The organism is Synechococcus sp. A15-44 (genome assembly GCF_014280115.1).
In the GTDB taxonomy this organism is placed as follows: domain Bacteria; phylum Cyanobacteriota; class Cyanobacteriia; order PCC-6307; family Cyanobiaceae; genus Parasynechococcus.
Window position 1 is genome coordinate 1478664 of the sequence record NZ_CP047938.1, and the last position, 24299, is coordinate 1502962.

Consider the following 24299-nt stretch of genomic DNA (forward strand, 5'->3'; position numbering starts at 1 on the left):
CAGTGCCATGCGAGATGACGGCAGCTGACGGGCTCAGCCCACTCCCCGGCCGCACGGGACTGTTCATCGGCATCCGGGAATCCCTTGCCTACCTGAGGGACCCCGATCGCTTCATCGCCGAGCGCACCGAGCGCTATGGACCGGTGTTCGGAACCACGTTGTTCTTCAGGCCCACCGCCGTGGTCGGCGGCATTCAGGCCGTGGAGAACTTTCTCGAACAGGAGCGTTCCATCTCAGAGAGCTCCCTCCCGGCGGCCTTCACAGCCCTGCACACCCCCTACGGCGCCCTCAACCAGAACGGTTCGCGGCATCGCTCCACCCGCTCCGGCTATGCCCCGCTGTTCACCGGCAGCGCCTTCGCAGGCTTTCTGCCCCTGATCAATCAGCGGATCACCGCCTTCGTCGCCGCGACAGCACAACAGGGCAGCACCGCCATCGCCCGTGACTGCAAACGGCTCTGCCTGGATCTCTTCGCCGAGATCTTTGCCGGTGATTCACTCACCACCGAAGAGGCCGAGGCCTTCACCACCTACAACGACGCGCTTCTCAGTCTGAGCACTGCCCTTCCCTCGTTCAGACGCGGAGAAGCGGCCCTCGCCAGGTTGCAGAACGGAATGACCCAGCGGCTCGCGCGATTCCGCAGCGGAGCCCTGCAAGGCAGTGCCTTCGCCGTGTTCAGCAGGAATCGCGACGAAACCGGACAACGCTGGAGCGATGAGCGCATCGTCACCGCCACCGTGCTGCTGATCTGGGGTGCCTACATCGAGGTGGCCTCACTGATGAGCTGCAGCCTGATCCTCTGCCAGGAGCGCCCGGAGGTGCGGCAGCGGATCCTCACGGAGGCGGAGCGGCAGGGTCTAGATGGCCAAGACCTGCCTGGCGCCCTGGACGCCTGGGATCTGCCCTATGTGCAGGGCGTACTGCGGGAGTCCCTTCGCCTGATGCCTCCCGGCGGCGGCGGCTTCCGGCTGACCTCCACTGACATCGCGATTGCAGGATTCCGGATTCCCGCCGGCACCGTTGTCACCGCCGATCCCAGGATCGGCAACCGGCTGGCGTCGTTGTTCCCGGAGCCCGATCGCTTTGAACCCGAGCGCTGGGTTGCCCCCGCCGCCACGAGGCAAGAAAGCAGCCGTTGCCCCGTGGCGGGCACCGCCCTTCGTCTGCCCAGGGGCGCTTGGTTTCCGGGAGGCACCGGCAACCACGGCTGCCCTGGCCTACCCCTCGCAGAGCTATGCAGCAGGATCTTTCTGGTGCGCTGGATGCAGGCAATCAAGGGCTGGCATCCAGCGGACGGCACCCCTGCTGCGGTGCCCTATTCCCTGATCCCAATCCGGATTCCAACCGATGACTACCGGCTGAACGTCGAAGCGGTTGACTGATGACGACATGCGACCCCGGGAAGCAAGAACCCAACAGATTGATCCGCAGCCAACCGCTCCACGGCACAGCGGCATGCCGATGGATGCAGATCGGCGATCGGATCGAAGCAGAAAGATGTCTCAGCATCCGGTATCAGGTTCAGCTCCAGGCTCTGCAGCTGGGGTGAGCCGGCGGGTGGGCACGTCGGCCATTGCCCAATGGATGGGCTGGCGCTAGCCAGAGGTGGATGCCTCCCCAATGTGGCCACCGTGCACCGCACCCAAGCACTGCCGTGAGCATCCTCCCCCGGCTGCAACACCTGTGGATCCGAGGTCATCAGCGGCTGCTGCAGGGGCTGGCCCTGGTGCTGCCCTTTCCCCGATCCAAGCTGCTGGTCGGTGCCGGCAGCAGCCGGCAGCTGGCCACCGAGCTCCGCAGGCGGGGCTGGCGCCACCCGCTGCTGGTGACCGACCGAAACCTGATGCAGCTGGAGCTGCCTCGGCCCCTGCAGGACGCACTGGATGCAGCGGGGATGTCCTATGCCCTTTACGACCGGGTGCCCGAGAACCCATCCCTGACAAGCGTCGAGGCGGGTCTTCAGCACTTCCGCAGCCAGGGTTGCGACAGCCTGATCGCCGTCGGGGGCGGGTCCGTGATCGACTGCGCCAAGGGCATCGCCGCCCGGGCCGGCAATCCCTGGCTGCCCCTGCGTCGGATGGAGGGCCTGTTCCGGGTGCTGCTGCCGCCCCGCCCCCTGGCCTGCATTCCCACCACCGCCGGCTCCGGCTCCGAGGCCTCGATCGCTGCGGTGTTCACCGATCCGCACGCCAACCGCAAACTGGCGATCGCCGATCTCAAGCTGATCCCCCGGGTTGTTGCCATCGATCCGCTGCTGATGCTGGGGATGCCACCGGCCGTGACCGCCGCCGGCGGCATGGACGCCCTCACCCATGCGGTGGAGTCGTACATCGGCCGCGGCGGCACCCTCTTCAGCCGCCGCAAGGCCATTGCGGCTCTGCGGCGCATCGCCGTCTGGCTGCCCCATGCCTACCGCCGGGGAGACGATCAGGAAGCCCGGCTGCAGATGGCACTCGCCGCCCACGACGCCGGCCAGGCCTTCAGCCGCACCAACGTGGGCTACGCCCACGCCATCGCCCATGGGCTCGGCTGCCATTACGGCACCTCCCACGGTCTTGCCAATGCCATGGCTCTGCCCGTCGTGCTGCGCTGGTCGAAGCCGGCCTGCGAAGAGCAACTCGCCTCCCTCGCCAGGGCCCTTGAGCTGGGCGGCACTGCCGAGACCGCGCCATTGCTGGCGGAGCGGTTCATCGCCTGGATCGAGGCGCTCAACCGGCAGCTGGGCATCCCTGCCACCGTGGCATCGCTGCGCAGCGGCGACATCCCGGCGATCAGCCGTGGCGTGCTCCAGGAAGCCCATCCCGGCTATCCAGTGCCTCGCCTGCTGGATCAGGCCAGCTGCGAAGCCCTGCTGCGGCGCTTGCTGCCTGGAGCCGCCATCATCGAGGCCGCAACCGATCAGCACTGATGGCACCAGCCAGCGGCTCCAGGCCACCTCTGCTGCTGATTCACCCCATCGGCGTGGGGCTGTCTTCCCGCTTCTGGGACCGTTTCATCCGGCGCTGGCAGAACGATGACCCTGAAGCTGAACTGCTGGCACCGGATCTGATCGGCTGCGGTGAGGCCGCCTGCAGCCGCGATCCCCTCACCCCCCACGACTGGGCGAAGCCGCTTGCTGCCCTGCTGCAGAAGCGCAATGGCGGGCCCGCGGTGATCGTCACCCAGGGCACCTCCCTGCCGATCGCCCTGGCCCTGATCGAGCTGGTGCCCGATCTGGTGTGCGGCCTGGTGGCGGTCAGCCCACCGAGTTGGCGGGTGCTGCAGGAGGAGGTCCCGATCGAACGTTCACGCCGGCTCTGGCGCTGGCTGTTCCGCAGCCCGATCGGCAACCTCTTCTATCGCTATGCGCGGCGGCGCAGCTTCCTCCAGTCCTTTTCCCGCAAAAACCTGTTTGCCGAGGCCGAGGCCGTCGATGAGCAATGGCTGCAGACCCTGCGCGAGGGGTCGCGGTCCATGGACACCCGCTGGGCGGTGTACTCCTTCCTGGCAGGGTTCTGGCGGCGGGACTGGGAGCCCCGGCTCACCGGTCTGACCCTGCCGCTGCAGGTGGTGTTCGGGGGGTCAGCCACGGGGATCGGCCGCTCCCGCAGCTGGGATGATCTCGACGAGCGACTCGCCACCTACCGCCGCAAGCTGCCGGAAGCGGTGATCGACACCATCCCGGGACGAAATGTGCTCCCCTACGAGTCAACGGACGACTGCGTCAAATGCATCCGCCGCTGGCTCAACGACCAGCAACAAAAATGCACACAAATCTCAAACAAAGAGCCTTTAGGCCACAAGCAAACCTCCTAACCAGACAGCCTCAAAATTTCAGTTTTTGATCGTCGCACTACAAACCGCAATTCATGCAACAACACGACTATTGCTACAAATAACGACAACTCGAGATTAACAAATTAATCGACATTATTTTGACAATAAGAGACAGCAAAGAAAACGAAATTTCAAACGATCATCACCTTAATGAGGGTGAGTTCTTGAACGCAGCAAAGTCAGAACAATGGCAGCGATACTAAGCGGTAAATACCAACCCCCTGGTCCGAGCAGGCCACCAACCGGTCTCAGACCAAAATCAATCAAAACCGCACAGAGAACAGCCAGCGTGATAAACAATGACCACAATGCCAACGTTGGTTGATCACTCCGACAGGCAAGGTCCTGGAGACGAGGGAGAACGCTGCAGATCATCGGTAACGGCAAAAGCAACAGCGGCCACATCGAGTGATTCTCCGCAGCACCCACGAAAGGCGCCAACCACAGCACACAGAAAATGCCGCGGTGGAGGTTATTGATGATCCAGTTCATCGCTGTGCTGAGACAACCTGAAGACACACCGGAACGGTGGGCCCAAGGGTGAAGCCACGACGGCGTGGATGGTTTGGGCGATCACTCGCTGGGGTGAGCCTGAACTGGAATCCCCTCAACAGTCTGGCCAGGATCAACTTCATCTCATAAACAGCCAGAGCCGCGCCGATGCAACGCCTGGAACCGGCACCGAAACTCATGAATTCATGGGAGCCGTAGCTGCGCCCAAGGAAACGATCGGGGTTGAAGCGCAGCGGCTCGGGATAAAGGTCGGCCCGTTCGTGCAGGGCCTGGATGCAGACCAGCAGAACATCACCGGGTGAATGCGGAGCACTTCATTCACCACTGCCGGGAGATAGGGAAGCCTGGCGATCGCATCGGGATGGCCGGTTCAGGAAGGGTCTGGAGCTCCTCCAGCAGTCGGTCCCGAACCGCAGGAGTGCGGTGGAGCCAGTGGAAGGCCCAGGTGAGCGCGGTGGCCGTGGTCTCGTGGCCGGCGAACAGCAGGGTGAGCAGTTCATCGTGCAGCTCGTCATCGCTCAACCCCTGGCCCTGCTCATCGGTACAGGCCAGCAGCAGGCTGAGGATGTCGGCCGAGCCGTCGTGCTCGCCAGCCCGCTTCACCGCAGCACGGCACGCAACGATCTGAGCCAGCAGCTGCCGGCGGATGGAAGCTTCCGCGGCCCGGATCCGGCCACCCGGACTCCAGGGCCCCAGATCCTTTCGCAGGAAGGGGAAGAACAGCAGCAGCGACCCCAACCGGCTGGAGCGGATCCCCAGCCCCTCATGCAGCGTCCGCTCCAACCGGCGCATCGCCTCGCCCTCATGGAGGCCGAACACGGCGGTGAGAATCACCCGCATGGTGATCCGCTGCATCCGTGTGCGGGCGTCGAAGACATCCCCAGGCTGAAGATCGGCCATCGCCTCCGTCGCCAGGGATGTGATCAGGCTGCCGAACGCCTTGAGCCGTTCGCCGTGGAAAGGCGGCGTGAGCAACCTGCGGCGCTGCCGATGCTGGGCGGGCGCCAGCAGAATGATCGACTGCTGGCCAAGCATCTGCGACAGCGGATTGATCCGCTGATTCTCTTTAAGATGCTGATTCTTAAGCAGTTGTTCAATCTCAGCGATGACAATCTTGAAATTCTAATCAATGACAGGCGATCCTTTGAGAGGCAGGCGTCATCGAGGAGCTCTTCGAGATGATCGAGACTTCCCTGTGTTCGCAGGGCCTGCAAGCTGGCGGCGGTTAGAACATCGATCCAATTCTTGTTCCTGTTCCCAGGCAACGCAATACCCGCGAGGAGAACGCAGAGATCAAAGCAGGGAGACTGCCGAATGGTTGGGATAAATACCAGGATCGCTTGCTGCAGAGGGACTTGATGCGCGCTGGTTTAAAAAGAAGTGTGTTCATCATGTCTGATATAAGAACAGTCTCTGCATTGATGGTGGTCACGCTTTCATACGCAGAACCGCTTCAAGATCAACGTGCTGGCGGCAATGTCGTATCTGTAAAAATCACAATGGTGGTTACTTGCCGCAGGTTGAGATCTGGAATGGCGTATTTCAATGCCGCGATTCAGCCACAACAATCAGCCATTCATGGCTGCAAACCAGCTCAAAGAACCGTAAAACGTTCTCTGAATGGTTCATCGGGCCTAAAAGCGGCAATGCCAGTCTCGTCGTGCGATAAAATTACTGCTAACCTTGACATTCCTTAAGTAAATTCTTTATATCAACATCTGTGCACCTAGTGAATTCAATGTCAGAGATTCAACAAGACGGGATTAGAATAGTAATAGTCGTTACTTTTTGGTGTATCTATAAGGCATTAAGCTAGCGCTGGTTGGCTTTCGGTTCTATAATAAATTGGCTCCAAATCTTCATGAACTTACCAAATTTTTTTGCTTTTTTCCTGCTCAGCTCTTCACATTTTTTTTAGCACAACCAGTTGCTGTACGAGCTCAAACTGCTGAGGTTGAATTCCTTGGAACTTTTGACAGTGGCGTGACCGAATCTTGTCGCTTTTCTGGAGTAGCAGTTGGTGCTTTAGACTTTGAACCTACTTCAAAAAGGGTATCTTCAACTGAGGCAGCACAAATCAAAGCTGTTATACAACCAACGACCAAGTATCCTCTCAGTAAATTTTTCATCAAGGCTGGATCTCCTTCCCTTACTTATAAATCAGGAGATGATACATCAGGAGGTTATCGGAATGTTCAGACAAAAGACTTGGGTATTGGGCTTGGGCCTGATGATCAGAATGTAAATCCCAGCCTGGGAGTTAAGAGTGTTACCCTCAATCCTACATCCCAGACTTCAAATTTGTTAGTCGGTGTTATATTTGAAACTGAACTTGATGTGAGGGACGGTGATTATCGTGCTGCTTCAACATTGACATGTTTCATTGCGGCCAGCTGACCCAATTGGCTGTTGCGATGACTCCTGTAACGCCAATTTTTGAGATGCCCGCGTCCCAGGTGTTGGTGTAATTCCCTTGGGACATCAACCCCGGCGTCGCCGGGGTTGAGCGCACAGCTCAGGCACCCGGCTCACTGGCTGGCGTTGCAAGGGGTGGGCAGGCCCGTGACCCTGGTTCGAGTCCTACCTCAACCAGACGAACCATGCCCAAGATGGATTGTGGCGCCTCTGCACTGGCGCCGCTACTGGATGGCAGCAGCGCCGGGGAGCTGATCCCCGAACTGGTGCGTCACGGCCTGCAGCAGCTGATCGAGCTGGAGGTCGCCGCCGTGCTCGCTGCCGATCGCCATGAACGCAGCGAAGAGCGTCCTGGTTACCGCAACGGCTACCGCCCTCGCGTGCTCACCACCCAGGTGGGCGTCATCGATCTACGGATCCCCAAGCTGCGCAGCGGCAGCGTCCTGCCCTCGATCCTCGAGCCCCGCCGGCGTGTGGATCAGGCCCTCTACGCCGTGGTGATGGAGGCCTATGTCGCCGGCGTCTCCACCCGCAAGGTCGACGCCCTTGTGGCGGCTCTGGGCAGCCAAAGCGGGATCTCCAAATCCCAGGTCAGCCGCATCAGCGCCGACATCGACCTGCAGGTGCAGGCGTTCCTCAGCCGGCCGCTGCAGGTCTGCTCCAGAGCCGTCGTCGTCGCCATGGGCGTGAACGCCGATGGCCGGCGCGAGCTGCTCGGCCTCAAGGTGGGCGACAGCGCGAGCGAGCCCTTCTGGAGCCAGTTTCTTGGCTCCCTCTAGCCGAAGGCTTCTGCGAAGCAGTAGGAACGCGGTCTCAGCGGGGTCAAGCTCGTGATCAGCGATGCCCACCAGGGCCTCAGCAACGCCATTCGCCGGATGCTGCAGGGCAGCTGCTGGCGTCGCACCGCGAGGTGCGCTGCGTTGAGCAGCTTGTGCCGCGTGCACTTTGCCCGCAACCTGCTACAGACGGTGCCAAAAGCCCACCGGGAGATGGTCGCCGCCGCGTTGCGCTCGGTGTTCGCGCAGCAGAGCAAGGAGGCGGTGCTGGAGCAATGGGATCAGGTCAGCGCCATGCTCGCCGCCAAGTTCCCCCGGGCGGCTGAGCTGATGGCCAAGGCCAGCGAGGACGTGCTGGCATTCCGCCACTTCCCCTCCCAGCACTGGAAGAAGGTGTGGAGCACCAACCTGCTCGAGCGCGTCAATGAGGAAATTAAACGCCGCACCCGTGTGATGGGAATCTTCCCCAACGACGCTGCGATCGAGCGACTGGTGGGCGCAGTGCTGCTGGAGCAGGACGAGCACTGGCAGCTCGAGGGCCGGCGCATGGTCTCCGCCGAAAGCATGAGCGCCATCCCGTCGCTGGAGGACCTGCCGGCGCAGGTCTGCCTGCAGGAAGCAAGCGCCTAAACCAAGGCCCCAGCAGAGCGGTGGCGCAGCGCCCGGGGGCCGGCAGCTGAAACCGCACGACCGAGATCAACGCCATAGCCAACAAACAATCCGTCATCCAGGCGAACGACTTGACAAGTCAATCGGCTGGATTCACCTTGAAACAACGAGGTGCACATGCGCCTCGCGAATGACAGCCCGTCATTCATCCCTGTTCACCCTCAGATTAGGGCAATCGGGCCTCGGGATTGACACCTCGCAAAGGGACGCGGCCGATCCCATCCATACGCTGATGGGAAACCATGACCAGGTCGAGTTCAGGGCAGCTGAAACGCTCTAGCCGTTGAAGCCATGCTGGGTGGCCGAGCCGTTGGCGTGGGGGATGCCCCCCCTTCGTGTCATTTGGCACAACAGACTTAACAAGGAGCCAGCACATTGATGCTGTTGCTCTGAAGCTGTGGCCAGCCGGCTACGTCGATCCCTGCTTCAACTCGGTGACCGTGTTGGTCGCCGTGTGCCGCGCTGGCCAGAGGGATCCTGGCCCGATGCCATGCAACGCAGCCCCCGCCGGGTCCGCAGCACCGCCAAGGATGTGATCAAAAGCACCGCCCAGGCAGCGGTAGGCCTGGGGCGACGGGCAGCACGCCTGGGGATGGACTCGATCAAACGCGCCAGCAACCGATGAACAGTGGCTTGCTGGTGTTGTCTGTTCTGCTGTTTGTGGCCGGCGTCACCTTGATCAGCTTTGGCTGATTAGGCAAAAACACTCAACTCGATCAAACGGATCGATCGGCAACCAAATCGACAGAACACGACAGCGGTTGATACAGCTTCTGCTTGAAATCCACTGGATCGTGGCTTCAGCCAATTCCAAAGCCCATGGAATTCCTGATTGCCAGCTGCTTCATCTTTCCACTCTCAGCCCTCTGGATCCAGTCGCGGGAAGACGACACAAATGAAGATGACATGGATTTTCTCTGAATCAAGCCCTGGAGGAGGGCAACGCCGAAGCCGTCAACTCATGGGTCAGAAGATCTGTGGCCAGCATGGTGAGCGCAACACCCATCAGGGCAAGGGCCGTACCCTGATTTTCGTCTGAGGCAACAGCTACATTCCGGGACAATTCCAGATGTTTTTCCCAGGAGAAATGCATCAGCTCCAGGCCTATACAGGCTTTCTAAAGCCATAAGCCTTTGCGATCGCAGCAATTAGCGGCATTCAGAAATGTTCTGTAACGCCAGCAATGCATTGAGATGAGCAGTCTTTCCTCAAATCGGTTGCAACTACTACGTTATTGATTTGCAGCAAAAAAATTTCTCGGGTACGTTCCGCTCACCGATCCACAAGCCAATGGAACCGATCGCGTTGACTCTGGGCCAGAAGTTTGAGATTGAAAAATTTTCACGCGAGATCGACAATTCAGACGACCTCGCAGCTCTGCGCAGCATCGCCAAGGAGTTGTTGGTGGCCTGGAAGCAACAGCAAGCCGCCTCCGCCTGGATTGTGCGCCAGCAGTCCCAGGGCCTCTGAACTTGGAAGACAACCAACTCTTCACCACCATCTCAGTGGACGTTGAAGCCCTACGTCTCCTGCACCGTTCTGTTGCGGAGGCCTACGACAACTGGCCTGGAGGCGATGCCAACGAACAGGTTGGCCTGTTGAACATGAAGACTCAGCTCTATGCCGCCTTGATGGACCACCTGCTCGAACTGGGCTCCATCTGAGACGTTTTCGGTTGGAACCAGGTGTTTTTTCAACCAGTAGAAAAACTCATGCCGAGCCGGGAACAGCACAAACAGACTGAAACGTCTCCTGGAGCTCGACATGCAATTCGATCGCTCCCGCCTGCGAGAACTGGAGATTCGTGTCGCCAACCCGCAGCACTGGAGCGCCGGCGAACACCAGCTCAATGTTGAGAACCTGAGGCAGCTGCGCTTTCAGATCGAGGATCAACGCAAGAAACAGCGCCAGCAGACGTAAGCCTCTGCCTTAAACCGCCTCAGCAGGAACAGAGAAGAACCCCATCAGCAGGCGAGACACCAGGCAAGACCCTGCAGCAGCGAGTGTTCAGTAACGAGCAAAAAATCAGGCAGAGAGGCCTGTTTACATAACGAAACATAGTGTTACAGTCCGCAAATCCCCTCGATCCGTCCTGGATGTTCACGCTCGATAAAGCTCGCCAGATCTTCCCGGACACCCTCACTGCCGACGCCGTTCCGGCCATCACCGCTCGCTTCAAACTGCTCTCGGCAGAAGACCAGCTCGCCCTGATCTGGTTCGCCTACCTCGAGATGGGCCAGACCATCACCGTGGCGGCCCCCGGCGCTGCACGGATGCAACTGGCTCGCCCGATCCTCGAGCAGATCCTGGCGATGAGCTTCGACGAGCAGACCAAGGTTATGTGCGACCTGGCCGCCAAGATCAACACTCCCATCTCCAGCACCTACGCCTACTGGTCGGTGAACGTGAAGCTCTGCTTCTGGTACGAGCTGGGCGAATACATGCGCCAGGGCAAAGTCGCCCCCATCCCCCAGGGCTACAAGCTCTCCGCCAACGCCAACTCTGTGCTCGAAGCGGTGAAGAAGGTGGAGCAGGGCCAGCAGATCACCCTGCTGCGCAACTTCGTCGTCGACATGGGATTCGATCCCAACGTTGACGACAGCAAGATCGTGGCCGAGCCGATCGTCGCCCCCACCCCGGTGGAAGAGCGTGAGGAGATCTTCATCCCCGGCGTGCTCAACCAGACGATCCTCAGCTATATGCAGCTGTTGAACGCCAACGATTTTGATCAACTGATCGACCTGTTCCTCGACGACGGTGCGCTTCAGCCCCCCTTCCAGCGTCCGATCGTGGGCCGCGAAGCGATCCTCAAGTTCTTCAAGCGCGACTGCCAGAACCTGAAGTTGATGCCCCAGGGCGGATTCGGCGAACCGGCAGAAGGTGGCTTCAACCAGATCAAAGTCACCGGAAAGGTGCAGACCCCCTGGTTCGGCCGCGAAGTGGGCATGAACGTGGCCTGGCGCTTCCTGCTCGATGAAAACGACAAGATCTACTTCGTTGCCATCGACCTCCTCGCCTCGCCCGCTGAACTGCTCAAGCTTGGTGCCAAGTGACAACTTGAAGGGCAGCGCCTGGCGCGGTCTCCAGCTGGGAGCCCTGATCGGCATCTCCTGGCTGGTGACCCTGTTCATCGGCCTGCAGTTTGACCTGGATCAGCTGCATCCCCTGATGATCACCGCCTGGGTTCTGGTCCGCAGCTTCCTGCACACCGGCCTGTTCATCCTTGCCCACGACGCCATGCACAACAGCCTGGTGCCGGGTCATGCAGGGATCAACCAAGGAATCGGCCGGGTGTGTTTATGGCTCTACGCCGGCCTCAACTACGACGCCTGCAAACGGAACCACCATCGGCATCACCGGATGCCTGAATCGGAGGCTGACCCCGACTTCTGCCCCACCAACAACCGCTCGCTGCTGGCTTGGTTGGTTCGCTTTATGCGCAATTACCTCAACACAGCACAACTCAGCCGACTGGTCCTCGTTCTCACGGTTCTGCTGCTTGCAGCGCAAACGCATCAGAGCCAGCCGTTGATCACAGTTTCTGTGGTTTTTCTGCTTCCTTTGCTGATCAGCACCGCACAACTTTTCTTTGTTGGCACTTACCTGCCCCATCGAAAAGAACACACACAAACAGGCCACGAAGTTTCAATCAAAAGCTTGAATCTTCATCCGTTTGTATCACTGCTCGCTTGTTACCATTTTGGCTACCATCGCGAGCATCACAACCATCCCAAAGCGCCCTGGTTCCTGTTGCCGGAACTACGCACAGGTCGATTGGTTCACTGAGTTCTCACCAGAACCAGTTTCCCTACGCTCTCTCCCCCCTCACACTCCATGTCTGCAACCGATTGGACCTCTGAAGAAGAAGCGGTTGCCCGGCAGGCCTTTGACCTGGGAAAACAGCGATCCATCCTCACCTTGATTGATAACCTCAAAGATCTGAGCACCAAGCTGGATACGCCCGAATCCATCTGGCAATTTCACGACTATCTGAGCACGGAGCGCTATCAATACGAAGGGCGGATAGAGTTTGATTTCAGCAATATCCTGTTCACGTTGGCCGACATGATCAAGCAGAAGCTGATCAACTACGACGATCTGAATGGTCTCAATCAACTGAAGCTGAGCAAGATCAAGGCCATGTCGATGTTCTGATCAACTTGCCTCGGGCTCGGCCTGCGTTCGGCTGCGGATGAACTCCCAGGCCTCCTCGGCAGTGTCTGAGAAATGAATCAGATCAAGATCATCATCAGAGATCAGGCTCATTTCGGCGAGGTAGTCAAAGTCCACGAGTCTCCTCCAGAACTCCGTTCCAAACAGAACGATGGGCATGCTGCCTTTGGTGCCGACCTGCCGCAGGGTGAGCAGCTCAAACAGTTCATCAAGGGTGCCAAAGCCCCCCGGGAACAGGATGGCGCCAATCGAGCGCATCACAAAATGGAATTTGCGCAGTGAGAAGTAATTGAACTTGAAGCAGAGATCAGGAGTGATGTAGGGGTTGGGATGTTGTTCAAACGGAAGCGTGATATTCAGCCCGATGGAACGGCAGCCGGCGTCAAAGGCACCCCGGTTGGCGGCCTCCATGATTCCCGGCCCTCCACCGGTCACGATCACGTGGGATGAGCAATCGTGGGGTTGTTCCCTGTTGCACTGACCGTGCCGGGAGGCCAGACAAGCAAACTCCCGGGCAGCGTCATAAAAACGAGACAGCTCCACGAGCTGTTTGGCATGGACGACTTGTCTCTGCAACGCCGATGAGCCTGGAGTTGCGCTGAGGAGTTGCTCGGCTTGCGCCAGCTTCGCTGCTGCGGTGACTTGATCGACAATCCTGGCGCCACCAAAAACAATGATGGTCGATTCGATCCCGGCCGTTTCCAGGTGCAGATCCGGCTTGGTGATTTCAAGCAGCATGCGCACACCGCGCATGTCGTTGCTGTTCAGCAGGTCTGAATCTTCATGGGCAATTCGGTAGGTGGGGGAATTGAGAATGGCATCCAGGTTGGCTTGCTCAGGTGATGCAGTATTTGGGAATTGAGTCATCTGTTCAACAGTCATGGGTGTTAGCGATGTCGGCGGTATCGGCGATGTCGTCTTGCGTCAGAGGATGTTGGCGGCCAGTTCAGCCAGTTCACTGCGCTCTCCCTTGGTGAGGGTCATGTGGCCCACCAGGGGCTGACCTTTGAGCTTTTCCACCAGCCAGGTGAGTCCGTTGCTTTCGGCATCCACATAGGGATTGTCGATTTGATATGGATCACCGGTGAAGACAACCTTGGTTCCTTCACCCACCCTCGTCACGATCGTTTTCACTTCCAGCGGTGTGAGGTTCTGCGCCTCATCCACCACCAGGAACTGATGGGGGATCGATCGGCCGCGGATGGTGTTGATCGCTTCCACCTCCAGCAAGCCCATGCCTTGAAGGTCGGCCCAGGCGTTGCGTGGTTCGCGCTGCCGCTGTTTCTTCGACTGATCAGCGTCCTCGCCGGGAGACGAACCGGTGATGAAGTCGATGTTGTCGATGATCGGCTTCATCCATGGGCCGAGTTTCTCCTCAAGCGTGCCCGGCAGGTAGCCGATGTCTTTGCCGAGGGAGATCGGTGGGCGCGTCACCAACAGGCGGGCGTAGTGATGGGTGTCGGCCACCTGGTGCAGACCTGCAGCGATGGCCAGAAGCGTTTTGCCTGTGCCGGCCTTGCCCACCAAAGTCACCAGAGCAACGGAGGGATCGAGCAGCAGATCCAGAGCGAAGCTCTGTTCCCGGTTTCTGGCTTTGATCCGCCCCAAATGGGCGCGGTTCAACCAGTGCAGCGGCTTGATCGTGTTGCTGTTGCCTTGATGCCGGGCCAGCAGGGTGTGGCTGTCGTTGCGCTGATCCACCAGCACCACGCCTTCATTGGCCTGAAGATGCTGCCCCTCGGGATCGGCGACAGCTTCCACAGGGAGTTGATCCTCGTCATGCAGGGTCTGAATCGTCTCAGCATCGGTGCTGAGTTCACGGAACCCTGCGTAGAGATCGTCGATCGAGACGTTGTCGTTGACGTAGTCCTCGGCATGCAGGCCCACCGCATCCGCCTTGATTCGCAGGTTGATGTCTTTGCTGATCAACACAACCTCAGGCGCCTGTTTCAGCCCGCTGCATCGCATCTGCTCGAGGGCCACCGCAAGGATGTTGTTATCGCCGCCTCCTCCCTGCAGTTCTGCCGGCAAGTCTTGGAGGGCTTGGGCCTGACAGAACACCACCTGGAGCATGCCGTGGTTTGTTCCCTCAATCGGAACACCATCGGCAAGGCTTCCGCGGGCCCGGCAGGAATCCAAGAGCCTTGAAATCCGCCGGGCATTTCGGCCTTTTTCAGAGTGATCTTTCTTGAAGCGATCGATTTCTTCAACCACTTGCATGGGGATCACAACCCTGAAATCACCAAAGCGGTGCGGCGCCTCAGGATCGTGGAGCAGCACATTCGTGTCGAGAACGACAATTTTGTCTTTCATGGAATCTCACCATTGATGGATCAATTGGTGTTAAAAAGAGCATCAAGGTCTTACCCTGCAAAATCACCACAGCAGACTTCCTTCTCCCCGCATGTAAGACGCAGGGAGAAAGCAGAATTCAACAACAAAACCAGGCAGATCAGCCAGGGTTTGTTGTAGGAACCAAAGAGAATCGATTGCAATGCCTTGATGGCGTCAACTGAGACGTGCTGGGCTCAGTCCTCGTACATCTTGCAGCCAGGCGCAGTGGGGGACGTGTCGCAACGTTCTTCCCAGTACAGATCGTGCTGAGATTTCATCGCTTGCTTGGGTTCGTCAGCCTGCACTTGCTGCGTCTTGTCAAATGCATTGAGGGGAATGCATAGATCGAAAAAACCTGAACAGATCGTGACCATCTCTCTCCTTGTCGCTGACTTATCTCTACTCCTCTCCCCTCCAGAATCAATAGGTACTTAACCTATTCCTTTACACAAACAAAAAACCGCTCTTCCCAGAGAAAGAGCGGTTAATGGCCCACGCAGATGGATGGACTCATCCGCGCTCTGATCACTTGATCTAGTTGATCAAGCAGCCTGCTGGTTGCCTGAATCTTCTTCTTCCGATCGGATGAACCGCTTGCGTTGAGCCGATTCATTGCCGGTGAGATCGCTTTGCTTTGATGGCTCCTCGGTTTTTTGCGCGGTTTTGTCTAACCCCATCAAAAGGGGATGAATGCCTCTCCTGCTCATTGGAGTTTCCTCTTATTCAGATCTCGCGTCGTGGTCTCTCGGCCCTTACGCGTGGAGTAACTATCGCGCAGAACAGCCGCAGACGCGCCCTGCAATGCTTAAGAGAATCTTGCGAGTCACCCAACACCGCCGGCTTGGAAAGGATTGAGGCTGCAGAGTGAGGGCAAGAATCGAACGCAACGCACTGCGGGGTGCTCCGATGATTTGGATTCGAACCAGCCTTACCGCGGCATGCCTTGCCATCGCCACAGCCATTCCGGCAAGTGCTGAGATCGTTGCCTCAACCTGTCGACTGCTCAGCTACGACGGCCCCAACACCACCGTGGAGACCTTTCGCTGTGACTTCATGCAGCGCGCCGGCAACGTGATGGTGAACAGTGCTGAGCATGAGTTCAGCTTTCTGGCTGCCGAGCAGGGCGAGACCTACATCCGCATCAACTCGATCCCGCTGCGCTTCACCCGCACAGGGGAGTACACCCTGGAGGTGACGCAATCGCCTTGGTTGAGATGACCGTTGCGATGACCACCCCAAATGGGGGTATCGAGAAGCGAATGCACAGGAGTTGATTGATCACACCGGCTGCAGTTCATGCGATCTGTCGGCGGTCGTCGAGTGAATGCCCTGAGGACCTCCATGCTCTTGGGGTTTTCCTCCTCGAATCCGAGAGAGTTTTGAAACTGATTCTTTCGGGTGAATAAGGGAAGCCCTGGAGCCGTCACTCCGGGGTTTTCTTGTTTGCAGCAGCTTGCAGTGTGAAAACGTGGCAGGGGGGGGAAGGCACGGAGCAAGGAAGCCACCCTTCCCGATTGCCTGCCGCCACGAAGGCAGGATCGTGCGTGGACGAAAGCGTGACCAACCAATGAGTATCGAGGGGTTACTCAGTTCAGGATTTCTTTCGTGAATCTTCAGGGAGCATTGCCTCAGAAGGCATCTCGGTGCCCATAGCTTCCAAGCAGTATCACGCTCCCCTATGTGCCCACTTGACCTTGCCAGTCTCAAGTGGGGCGATGACGGCGAGTTGTCTCCCAACGACACCCTCAGCCTCGTGGAGCGATTGGCCCAAGTGGAAGAGTTGAGCCAAGGCGCCGACCCATCGAGTCTCAACTCCAGTGCCATTCCCCAGGAGGAACCAGCACAAGAGTCCTGACCTGAGCGGACGGAGCGAGCCACCCCAGCTGAACGGCTCATCCAACCAGCCGGTCATCGGAATTCAAAAGTGCCTTTCCTTTCGCAACCCTCAGCACTTCGCCTGAGAGACCAGGGCTTTGATAGATCACGCGATACACGTTTGTGAAAGCAAGAGATTTGGCTCGTGCATTCACGAACGCCTTGAACTCAGTCTTGAAGCACTGTTCTTGAACCCATTGGTCGGGCCCATCGCTTCGCTCAACGCAGTACATCATTTGGAGCACAGAGGTCCCGCAGCCTGATGAGGCTGCCGCCGCCTGCCCTCGATTGACAGGCCAGCTTCGGGATCACGTCTTCAGTTGGTGACGCGAAGCCTGGCGCCAACACTCTCAAAAGTTGTTCTTTCACCTTGAACGTCGATCAAAGTTGAAGCAAAAGTTGGAGCCACACGACGGAATCACATCGCGTCGAGCGATGAGGGATGCGATTCCGCCACCGGTGTGCCCTCGAACTCACAGCACGGCACTTCGGTTGTATCCCGCTCGACCGCTTGAAATCGAGTCACTGACTACCAAAACCCGTTCTTGCTCGAGCATTGAGGGTGTGATCGTCAGTGCCGTCGACGATTCCAATCCTGAGACCAAATCGTGTTAAGTTTCGATAAGGCGCACTCGGTTGATGCTCAAAGCTTTGTTCTCCCTGGTGTTTGCAGCAGTGATGTGGGTCCAGGTGCCTCAGTGGCAGCCGGACTGGTCGCAGTGCTCCGTTGATACGCCCGATGTGGATTGTCACTGGTACGTCACGGCACCCGACAACACTTTTGGTGAAGGCTTCAGCTGGGAGAACGCACCCTGGTTCAGCGCCGAAGGACTACGGGATGTGGGTGATCTGAACAACACGGTGACCACGATCCACAGCCAGGCCCTTTCGGGCAATTGACGCAGCCAGCAAAGCGTCAGCCCTAACCTTTCATTTTGGAGAGACTTCAGTGAACGACTACTCAGCAGCTATCACCGCTCTCATCGTGGTCACCGTGGTGATCTCTGCTGCCGTCGTTTACGTGCTGGCTCAGCCGACCGACCTGCCCCGATACAAAGAAAACAAGGATCAATAAAGGCCACCGCGTGGGTGAACACTGACCGTGCCACCCACATCGGCGCGCAGATCTGAATCCAGCACTAGGGTCACCAGACCTTCGGCACACACCTGGCGTGAAAGGTCCGAACCTTGCTTTAGTAGGCGGCTCTGTGATCGTCGCGATCATGTCAGTGGTTGTCTTTATTGGCGCGGCAAACGCTGGCGACTGCCCTCGCAGCAAATCAACTGAGGCCACCTCAGTTGAGGCCCACCACAACGCCGATGACAAGGCTGACGTTGAAGCCTGATCGGCTCCAACACTTCAGCGAAGCGGATCAACCTGAACTGGGGAGATGGTCTGAAGCGTGCTTAACGCCTCACCGATGGTCTGGCCAACAAAGATTCCTCCTGTGAGCACCGCAGCGAAACAAGCCAACCCGAGGATGAGCCCAGCTGCAATGCGAGTGGAGCTCGTGGTTTCTGTGTTGTGTTGCTCAGTGCTGGAAGCCATCTGAGTTGCTGCAACAAACCAGTTGTGGCTCAAACCACTCCGGGTTTCAACTGCGCATCGAATCTCTGGGCTTTTCAATGAGCCCTGTTCCCATGCGTTTCCTCACGAAGGATGCCGAGACATGGTTTCTGAGTGAAGAGATTTCTCTTGTTATTACAGCCAAACTGCGAGTACAGGTTGATACATATAAACGGTATCCGGTCGAACCCACATCAACATCCATCACGCATCTTGGGGTTTTTTACTTGTGCCAACTAGCGTCATGCGGCTTGAAAAGACTTGTGCCTCTCAAGATTTCTCCACTCTCAGGGCCCTTCCGTGTGACCAATCCCAAACCCAAACGGTGGAGAACCGCCATCAAAGCCCGAGAGAATCAGCTGCTGACTCTTGCCAAGGAAGCTTTGCAAGAGAAGAAGGAAAGAAGAGTGATTCATTTTCTGGACTATATCGATCAAGACATCGCTGCATAGCCAAAAGTTCGTGCAATAAATTGAACATACCTGACTGAACTAGCCCTTATCGATTGGGCTGTAGCCCTTGGCGGGAGATTCCCCACCAAGAGCCGAAAGGAACACAAAAAGGCCCCTGGAGATCTCACCTCCAGAGGCCCGTGTCCCTCGTTTGACGACCGCTTCAGTTTCGTCCAGATACCTGGTGAAAGGGAGTGGGAGAACCGTCGGCACAGGTCGTGGACACCGGCCATGGTTCGGTCGACCAGAGGCAAAAAAAAGGCGGCAGGGAATGCCGCCCATTAACAAGGGGACGAATGCGTCGAGGGGCTGGCGTCCCAGCCACATCACCCTCTTTTACCAGCCTGCGGTGCCGTGGGCATCGTTTACGAACTGCCAAAAAAAGGGGGTGTTCCCTAAGCACCCCCGCGTTCGACGCATCGCCCCTTCACCGAAGAAGCAACCGAATCATGACGTGAGGTTCAGCGACTGGTCGTCGCCATCACGACAAAACGAAGGGTGTGGCCAGCAAGCCAAGAAAAAGAAAGGGTTCCCTCGCCGCTTCGGGTAAAAGCGCTTATCAGGGCTCTCTGGTGCCGACCGCTACGACAGCTCTACTTCAACCCGAGGCATGACAGAAGCAGGCCACACCTCAACCTTCATGGAGTTCGCACTACTTGCGTTGTTTACCTGCTCGCTTGCTTCAGTGATCGCAACGGTTTTCCGCGGGACCTACTGATGAGGAGCACATCCCGTCGGTTGGCCTTAGAGCACCGCTTCGCAAGCACCGTACTTTGGTCGCTTTTTGCGGCTCTAATCTTCCAAGCCCTGGCGAGTCAATAGACAAGTTCATCCGCACAAGCCATCAACAACCCGTCCTGCGACGGGGACAACTCACTGCTTGAACGACAACCGCCTTAGGCAGACATGACGTTGAGCTCTTGCCTGTTCTTCAGAACTTGAGCATTAATGTGCAGTAAAACATTGTCTGCTTCCTGGATAAATTTTTCCCGACACCATTCATCCGTAACCCTTCCAGCCGCATCCATCAGAGTGATGTATTGCTCTTCAAGCGTCACTTACTTTGTGCAGTTAATCAATGATGACAGGGCTGACACTGGCCGCAGTAGTTGGTGATACCTGAAGCTCGACAACAAGAAAACCGCTCTCTTCACAACTGGGCAGTCAAGAAAAAGACCTCCGCCAAAGGCAGAGGCCTCAAAACAATCTCAGGGATGCGACCTTGTTTCCATCCTATGAGGTGTTTTCCTCACAACTTCATCGTGTCTAGAGGATGGGAAATGTGGAAGCAACCTATGGACAGCCTGTGGCTTGTCCCTCTGCCTGATCGCTCATCAGAAGGCGTTGTGGCAAAAGACGGTGGGACGGAAGACGGTGGGGCGGTATCCCTACGCCCTGGCCCATGTTCAAACCTTTTTGGACGAACCGTGGGTGATGCCCAAGAAAAAGTCCCGGTGTTCGATGCCGGGACCTCCGTCTCTCATGACGTACCCCAGTCCTAACAGAGCGACTAAGTATTTATGCGTACGGCTTACACGACCAGCGTGTAGCAGGTGGCACGTCTCAGCCTGGTTCGACAGGGCTACGTCTGGAGTGCCCCGGGACGGCCCGAACCACTCAGGGGCGGCGGAACCAACTTCGAGCGGTCACCTGACCGATGGTTTCGCCTGGGGAAGATCTACGGCTCGTCTCAGTTCCGTCCAACGGCCCTGGCAAGGGCCTGCTCCATACGGACAACCAAGGGAAGCAGCTTCGAGGGGACCTGCCTGAGGAACTCCCTTTCAGCCTTAACCGTGGCCAACGCATGGATCAGTTGCCCCTTCTGGTCTTCATAGCTGAAGACCTCAAGCCCTTCTGGTGAGACTTCAGCACCAACCTTGTTCCCGTCCCTGAGCAGAAATCGCGCCACGTTCATTTGAAGCTGGAGTTGATTGTCAGATGGTTTTTATCTGGCAGAGCTGCTGTCTGCATTCCGAAACCTGATCTGCCCCGTCCCGCACCAACAGGGGCTTCAGACCCTTGGACGATGTGGGTCACAAAATCCGCGTTGACCCAGTTGATGACTTCGGTGTCGACATCAGCCACCTGAAACAACGCCGGATCCTTGGGGTTCCTGGCACCACCATCGACCCAAATCACATCTGCCATGCGCCAGGCCCCATCCGTATGAGTGACGATCACGGTCATTCCCGATTTGTTGTGCAGGAAGACGAGATCCGACTTGGGCGCCGAAATGCCGCTCGCACGATCAACCGACACAACCCTCAGGCCAGTACAGCTGTGCTATCAAAGAAGTTGTTCAAGGGGTCAGAAGCAAAATCTGAAGACTCAAGCAACGGGCTGGTGCGGCGGCGAACGCCGGCGCAAGAGAAGGAGCCATGAAGTTATTCGGGATACCTCGTAAGTGAGAGGTTTAAAAAAAGGAGCCGCAAACAACGCTGGCCTGACTCCCCGCATCGCCAGAAGGGAGTCAGTGCAGTGACCAGCGCCCAATGGCCAACGGAACAACCATTGGAAAGAAGGCGCCTTCGTCTGCGCCCTCCGCTTCAACCATGGCTTAGGTGAAAAAGGCCAGGGAGCGCCAATGACACGTTGAGACGGCACAAATGACGTGCCGCAGTTGTGGCGCTAGAAAAACAGTAATAGCACCGCCGTCTCGGTCTCTTCCTCACCCAATGGCCTGCACAAACACCCAAGCTGCTGCAATCAGGATCACCTGCCAAGTGGCATGACTTCAGATCCACCAAGAGCTCTCCCCTTGTTGGCAAAGGCGCGCATTCACTGGCACCTTTTTGCATCTGGTCAAAAACCATCTTCATCAAAGAAGGAAGAGGTCACCGAGAAAAGGATCATTGGTACCCGCTTCGTCATTGCCGAGAACTGCCACGCGGATGGCTTCATCTGCCTTGAAATAGATGAGGTCATCTCGCTCAAGATCAACGCCGCGCATCTCTGGATGACCACCAACAAGCTGGCGCGCTTCCTGCCATTCGGATAATCGCTCATAGAAGAGCTTTCCGAGATAATCAAGCAACGCAAAACTAGCGAGCAAGTAGAAACAAACATTGAGGAAAGCTATCTCCCCTCCTGATCTCTATGAACAACTTATTCCTCAAGCTCGATTTCGAGAAGTGAAGTAATTACCACAGTATTTTTGCGGGTTGAGCCAAGTGAATAAAACAGAAAAGAGACGTTCATCCCATCCGCAACGAACGACTGGATCGAACGTCGCCTCAGGATGGCGAGCCAGGGTGAGCGCCCTTACAGCTCTGTCGCAACGGCGACAGGCAGGTGGGCAGGTGAACGGGAATGATTGCTCCAGTCAGTTCACAACCATGGGTTTTCTAGCTGTTGCAGGCTGCATGCTGTTGGCCACTGCCATGTCCGCAGCATTAAGCAGCAAGCCTTCGAAGGCCTGATGGTTGGGAGGGGGCGAGCTTGGCGGCGGCCCCCAACAGATCAGGTCAGCTTCAAAACGAGGCACTGAACAGACCTAGGCCTAGCCTAGGTTGTTTTAGTGCTTGAACGTACTAAGCATTAGGTCCCGCTTGGCGAATGGCTGAAGGGCTTTGGCTGCTCCGAAGATGGTTACCGCTCAGAATCAAGACTCCTTCTTCACCTACGGCAAAACCTTGGTGAGATAGAGATGAAAGGGGGTCTTTTTTTTGGAGATGTCCTCGGTGCAAATCCTTCCGCCACCCATGATGGTCCAGCATTGGCTTTTCATCGCTCTCCTATCGGCTAATCCAGGTCTAGCCACGCTGTGATCAGGGATGGGGCGGTAAACAACACCCTCCCCAATTGGGGGTAGCGAAGACGCATGACCACGAGTTGATTGGGTATGCCGATGAGGTTGCTGGTAACTCCATCAGCCGTCGAGCAAATGCCCTGTTTTTTACTGCGGGGCTTTTCTCTGCGAATGCCGAAGGAGGCTTCGGAACACCTCTCTCGGTTGCTGAGGGAGACCCTGAAGCCGTCCCGTCACGACCAGGGTTTCTTTCCTATTCGAGGAACATCCCCATGAATGATCTGCTCTATCGAGGCCACACCTACAAAGCACCCACACCCAAGCCAAAGACCTGTTTGGAGCTCACGTACAGGCAGGAGCACTACAACACATGCCGGCAGGTTGGGTCACGACCGATCGACCAGATTCACCTCACCTATCGAGGAGCCTGTTACATCAAGCACCGGGGATAACTCCGGATTGAACAGGAACCTGTTGCTTTGGTCAGAACGTTAACGCGTGGTTGGAAGATGCAACCAAGGAACAACTCGAAATCAGCCGAGCGCTGAACATCATAACTCGTTTGCCTTAGGTTCACTGATGATGCGTCCTGTCTTCTTGTTGATCGGCATCGTGGAGAACAATGAGAAGGAAAAGAATCAACCAGATGAAGGGCACAACAATAGGTTCAATCATGATCCCCTCCCATGTTGCCTGGATGCATCTTTTTTGGCAGCCTCAAGCATGACCATCAGGATGTAGAGACCAATGAGCAGCTGGACCGCAAGTGGTTCAAACATCTGCTCCCCCTCAAAGAGCTACTTCTGGTCAAGATCCGATGATTTTGAGATCCATTAAAAAGAGCAGGTTTGTTACATAAACTCGGCGGATCGACAAGCAATACTGTCGCTTTGCCGTGGCTGGATGCTCGCAGCAACTCCATTCCGTTGAAACAAGCTTTGTCATCATGGTGATCAGGCCAGGCATGCCCTCAACCAGAGGCGGGATTCCTGAAGGTGGTTAAGCGCGAATGCTCCTAAATGGGGGTAGTGCCGTGGAACGCCAAAGCCAGAGACTTCTTAAAGCATTGAAAATGCTTGACGTGGTTCGCTCAGTGTTCATGAGCGTGTGGGCTACGTGCACAGTGATGGGGTTTCAAAACGCCATGCCTCCCCGCCTCAAAGGGCGATTAGCCCTCTCAAGACAGGCAAACCATTCCCGCACCTTTCTGGATGGTCACACCAGCTGCCTCATACCACCCGTCGGGATGCGCTGCGCTCCTGAAGCTGGCTGAAGAGAGTTGCTGCAAACACTGGTCGAGAGAAAAAAGCGCCTCGACCCAACAAGCGCCTGAATCTCAGCTCAAACTCGATAACACATCAGCAAATTATCGATGCCAACCATGACCTCCGCTCGTATCAACGAGAAGAAGATAAATGACACAGATAATCAGCAAAAAAGAATAAACATCCATAGGCACCCATTGGCTAATTGAGTTCTAAGACAGTCGTCGATGACTGCATCGAGTGGTTACAAACAAAAATGCCTAGCAGGCCTCACTGGCAAAAAAAGACACTCTGAACGCAGCCAGGCTGAGGTGGGTGGGATGTTCTGTGTTCACAAGCAAGTTGCTCATGGTCAATGGGTCGATCAATGCTGTTTCAAGACTGAGTTCGACGCCTATGTCTCAGCCATGACGAAATCAACAGAGACCATGGGAACGTGCAGGGTCTATGACTCAACATTCCAAGAAGTGACCATGGCGTTCGAAATGGGAATGGAAATCGACGTCGGCGGAAAAGAAACTGCAGCATGATCATGAGGGTTGCTGTCCGGCAAGCCACTGCGGCAGGGCAGCTCAATCCCGTTGGTTGCGACGAGAGCCCAAGATGTGGGTATCGAGTTGTGCTTTACAGGAGTTGATTGGCAAGAGGGAGACGACTTGGACCCCGTCTCCCGTGTTCGAAGCCAAAGCAACCCTT

At 57.1% G+C, this 24299-nt stretch carries 25 protein-coding genes and 2 pseudogenes; 21 read left to right on the top strand and 6 right to left on the bottom strand.

Translation table 11 applies throughout. The features are described 5' to 3' along the window. Nucleotides 1-14 precede the first annotated feature (14 nt). From SynA1544_RS08325 to SynA1544_RS08335, 3 genes are all read left to right on the top strand, one after another. The gene (locus tag SynA1544_RS08325) at nucleotides 15-1382 is read left to right on the top strand and encodes a cytochrome P450 (RefSeq protein ID WP_186512945.1); all 1368 of its coding nucleotides are present in this window, start codon (nucleotides 15-17) and stop codon (nucleotides 1380-1382) included. A gap of 272 nt (nucleotides 1383-1654) precedes the next feature. After that, the gene (locus SynA1544_RS08330) at nucleotides 1655-2908 is read left to right on the top strand and encodes an iron-containing alcohol dehydrogenase (RefSeq protein WP_255477529.1); all 1254 of its coding nucleotides are present in this window, start codon (nucleotides 1655-1657) and stop codon (nucleotides 2906-2908) included. Then, nucleotides 2908-3795 carry an alpha/beta fold hydrolase gene (locus SynA1544_RS08335; protein ID WP_186512947.1) on the top strand — a complete coding sequence of 296 codons (888 nt, stop codon included), beginning with the start codon at nucleotides 2908-2910 and terminating at the stop codon, nucleotides 3793-3795. The genes SynA1544_RS08330 and SynA1544_RS08335 overlap by 1 nt, the downstream gene beginning before the upstream one ends. A gap of 509 nt (nucleotides 3796-4304) precedes the next feature. Here SynA1544_RS08335 and SynA1544_RS15065 read toward each other — a convergent pair. Together SynA1544_RS15065 and SynA1544_RS08345 are read right to left on the bottom strand one after the other, a co-directional pair. Then, nucleotides 4305-4616 (bottom strand): cytochrome P450, encoded by a 312-nt coding sequence (locus tag SynA1544_RS15065; RefSeq protein WP_186515511.1) that lies wholly within the window; start codon nucleotides 4614-4616, stop codon nucleotides 4305-4307. 31 nt (nucleotides 4617-4647) lie between these two features. Next, complete coding sequence (locus tag SynA1544_RS08345) at nucleotides 4648-5364, bottom strand: cytochrome P450 (RefSeq protein ID WP_255477531.1); 717 nt, start codon at nucleotides 5362-5364, stop codon at nucleotides 4648-4650. 36 nt (nucleotides 5365-5400) lie between these two features. Between SynA1544_RS08345 and SynA1544_RS14770 the strand changes: the two genes are divergently transcribed. The 5 genes and pseudogenes from SynA1544_RS14770 (at nucleotide 5401) to SynA1544_RS08365 (ending at nucleotide 8814) form a co-directional block, all read left to right on the top strand. Then, nucleotides 5401-5511: a hypothetical protein gene (locus tag SynA1544_RS14770; protein ID WP_255477532.1), complete on the top strand. Its 111-nt coding sequence runs from the start codon at nucleotides 5401-5403 to the stop codon at nucleotides 5509-5511. A 176-nt stretch (nucleotides 5512-5687) separates the two neighbouring features. Further along, the gene (locus tag SynA1544_RS08350) at nucleotides 5688-6026 is read left to right on the top strand and encodes a hypothetical protein (protein WP_186512948.1); all 339 of its coding nucleotides are present in this window, start codon (nucleotides 5688-5690) and stop codon (nucleotides 6024-6026) included. A gap of 148 nt (nucleotides 6027-6174) precedes the next feature. Further along, the gene (locus SynA1544_RS08355; RefSeq protein ID WP_186512949.1) at nucleotides 6175-6726 is read left to right on the top strand and encodes a hypothetical protein; all 552 of its coding nucleotides are present in this window, start codon (nucleotides 6175-6177) and stop codon (nucleotides 6724-6726) included. A gap of 212 nt (nucleotides 6727-6938) precedes the next feature. Further along, nucleotides 6939-8150 (top strand): annotated as a pseudogene (locus SynA1544_RS08360) (transposase). Between the two features lie 436 nt (nucleotides 8151-8586). After that, nucleotides 8587-8814 (top strand): hypothetical protein, encoded by a 228-nt coding sequence (locus tag SynA1544_RS08365; protein ID WP_186512950.1) that lies wholly within the window; start codon nucleotides 8587-8589, stop codon nucleotides 8812-8814. A gap of 297 nt (nucleotides 8815-9111) precedes the next feature. Here SynA1544_RS08365 and SynA1544_RS08370 read toward each other — a convergent pair whose 3' ends face one another. Beyond that, nucleotides 9112-9282, bottom strand: coding sequence for a hypothetical protein (locus SynA1544_RS08370; RefSeq protein ID WP_186512951.1), 171 nt, complete (start codon nucleotides 9280-9282; stop codon nucleotides 9112-9114). A gap of 197 nt (nucleotides 9283-9479) precedes the next feature. Here SynA1544_RS08370 and SynA1544_RS08375 point away from each other — a divergent pair, with 197 nt between their 5' ends. From SynA1544_RS08375 to SynA1544_RS08400, 6 genes are all read left to right on the top strand, one after another. Continuing rightward, a complete protein-coding gene (locus SynA1544_RS08375; RefSeq protein ID WP_186512952.1) occupies nucleotides 9480-9659 on the top strand; it encodes a hypothetical protein in 180 nt (59 codons plus the stop codon). A 2-nt stretch (nucleotides 9660-9661) separates the two neighbouring features. Next, nucleotides 9662-9853 (top strand): hypothetical protein, encoded by a 192-nt coding sequence (locus SynA1544_RS08380; protein ID WP_186512954.1) that lies wholly within the window; start codon nucleotides 9662-9664, stop codon nucleotides 9851-9853. Between the two features lie 100 nt (nucleotides 9854-9953). Next, nucleotides 9954-10109, top strand: coding sequence for a hypothetical protein (locus SynA1544_RS08385; protein WP_186512955.1), 156 nt, complete (start codon nucleotides 9954-9956; stop codon nucleotides 10107-10109). Between the two features lie 176 nt (nucleotides 10110-10285). Then, nucleotides 10286-11242 (top strand): orange carotenoid-binding protein, encoded by a 957-nt coding sequence (locus tag SynA1544_RS08390; RefSeq protein ID WP_186512956.1) that lies wholly within the window; start codon nucleotides 10286-10288, stop codon nucleotides 11240-11242. After that, nucleotides 11232-11975 (top strand): fatty acid desaturase, encoded by a 744-nt coding sequence (locus tag SynA1544_RS08395; protein ID WP_186512957.1) that lies wholly within the window; start codon nucleotides 11232-11234, stop codon nucleotides 11973-11975. Before SynA1544_RS08390 ends, SynA1544_RS08395 begins: the two co-directional genes overlap by 11 nt. A gap of 48 nt (nucleotides 11976-12023) precedes the next feature. Beyond that, nucleotides 12024-12344 carry a hypothetical protein gene (locus tag SynA1544_RS08400; protein WP_186512958.1) on the top strand — a complete coding sequence of 107 codons (321 nt, stop codon included), beginning with the start codon at nucleotides 12024-12026 and terminating at the stop codon, nucleotides 12342-12344. On the opposite strand, the gene SynA1544_RS08405 is transcribed toward SynA1544_RS08400, so the two are convergent. Both SynA1544_RS08405 and SynA1544_RS08410 read right to left on the bottom strand, forming a co-directional pair. Next, entirely contained in the window at nucleotides 12345-13229 is an 885-nt protein-coding gene (locus tag SynA1544_RS08405) for an LOG family protein (RefSeq protein WP_255477534.1), read from the bottom strand. Nucleotides 13230-13286: 57 nt separating this feature from the next. Beyond that, nucleotides 13287-14675 carry a PhoH family protein gene (locus SynA1544_RS08410; protein WP_186512960.1) on the bottom strand — a complete coding sequence of 463 codons (1389 nt, stop codon included), beginning with the start codon at nucleotides 14673-14675 and terminating at the stop codon, nucleotides 13287-13289. 927 nt (nucleotides 14676-15602) lie between these two features. Between SynA1544_RS08410 and SynA1544_RS08415 the strand changes: the two genes are divergently transcribed. The 4 genes from SynA1544_RS08415 (at nucleotide 15603) to SynA1544_RS08430 (ending at nucleotide 18590) form a co-directional block, all read left to right on the top strand. Beyond that, a complete protein-coding gene (locus tag SynA1544_RS08415; RefSeq protein ID WP_186512961.1) occupies nucleotides 15603-15914 on the top strand; it encodes a hypothetical protein in 312 nt (103 codons plus the stop codon). Nucleotides 15915-16374: 460 nt separating this feature from the next. Beyond that, nucleotides 16375-16551 carry a hypothetical protein gene (locus SynA1544_RS08420; protein WP_186512962.1) on the top strand — a complete coding sequence of 59 codons (177 nt, stop codon included), beginning with the start codon at nucleotides 16375-16377 and terminating at the stop codon, nucleotides 16549-16551. Nucleotides 16552-17210: 659 nt separating this feature from the next. Beyond that, nucleotides 17211-17471: a hypothetical protein gene (locus SynA1544_RS08425; protein ID WP_186512963.1), complete on the top strand. Its 261-nt coding sequence runs from the start codon at nucleotides 17211-17213 to the stop codon at nucleotides 17469-17471. A gap of 654 nt (nucleotides 17472-18125) precedes the next feature. Further along, nucleotides 18126-18590, top strand: coding sequence for a hypothetical protein (locus SynA1544_RS08430; RefSeq protein WP_186512965.1), 465 nt, complete (start codon nucleotides 18126-18128; stop codon nucleotides 18588-18590). 2022 nt (nucleotides 18591-20612) lie between these two features. Here the strand turns inward: SynA1544_RS08430 and SynA1544_RS08435 are convergent. Further along, nucleotides 20613-20849, bottom strand: a pseudogene (locus SynA1544_RS08435) (DUF3104 domain-containing protein); the annotation flags it as partial. A 502-nt stretch (nucleotides 20850-21351) separates the two neighbouring features. Here SynA1544_RS08435 and SynA1544_RS08440 point away from each other — a divergent pair. The 3 genes from SynA1544_RS08440 to SynA1544_RS08450 all read left to right on the top strand — a co-directional run bounded on the left by SynA1544_RS08440 (nucleotide 21352) and on the right by SynA1544_RS08450 (nucleotide 24133). Continuing rightward, complete coding sequence (locus SynA1544_RS08440) at nucleotides 21352-21588, top strand: hypothetical protein (protein ID WP_186512969.1); 237 nt, start codon at nucleotides 21352-21354, stop codon at nucleotides 21586-21588. A gap of 1022 nt (nucleotides 21589-22610) precedes the next feature. Beyond that, nucleotides 22611-22790 (top strand): DUF4278 domain-containing protein, encoded by a 180-nt coding sequence (locus SynA1544_RS08445; protein WP_186512971.1) that lies wholly within the window; start codon nucleotides 22611-22613, stop codon nucleotides 22788-22790. A gap of 1040 nt (nucleotides 22791-23830) precedes the next feature. Beyond that, nucleotides 23831-24133 carry a hypothetical protein gene (locus tag SynA1544_RS08450; protein WP_186512972.1) on the top strand — a complete coding sequence of 101 codons (303 nt, stop codon included), beginning with the start codon at nucleotides 23831-23833 and terminating at the stop codon, nucleotides 24131-24133. The last annotated feature ends 166 nt before the right edge of the window (nucleotides 24134-24299 follow it).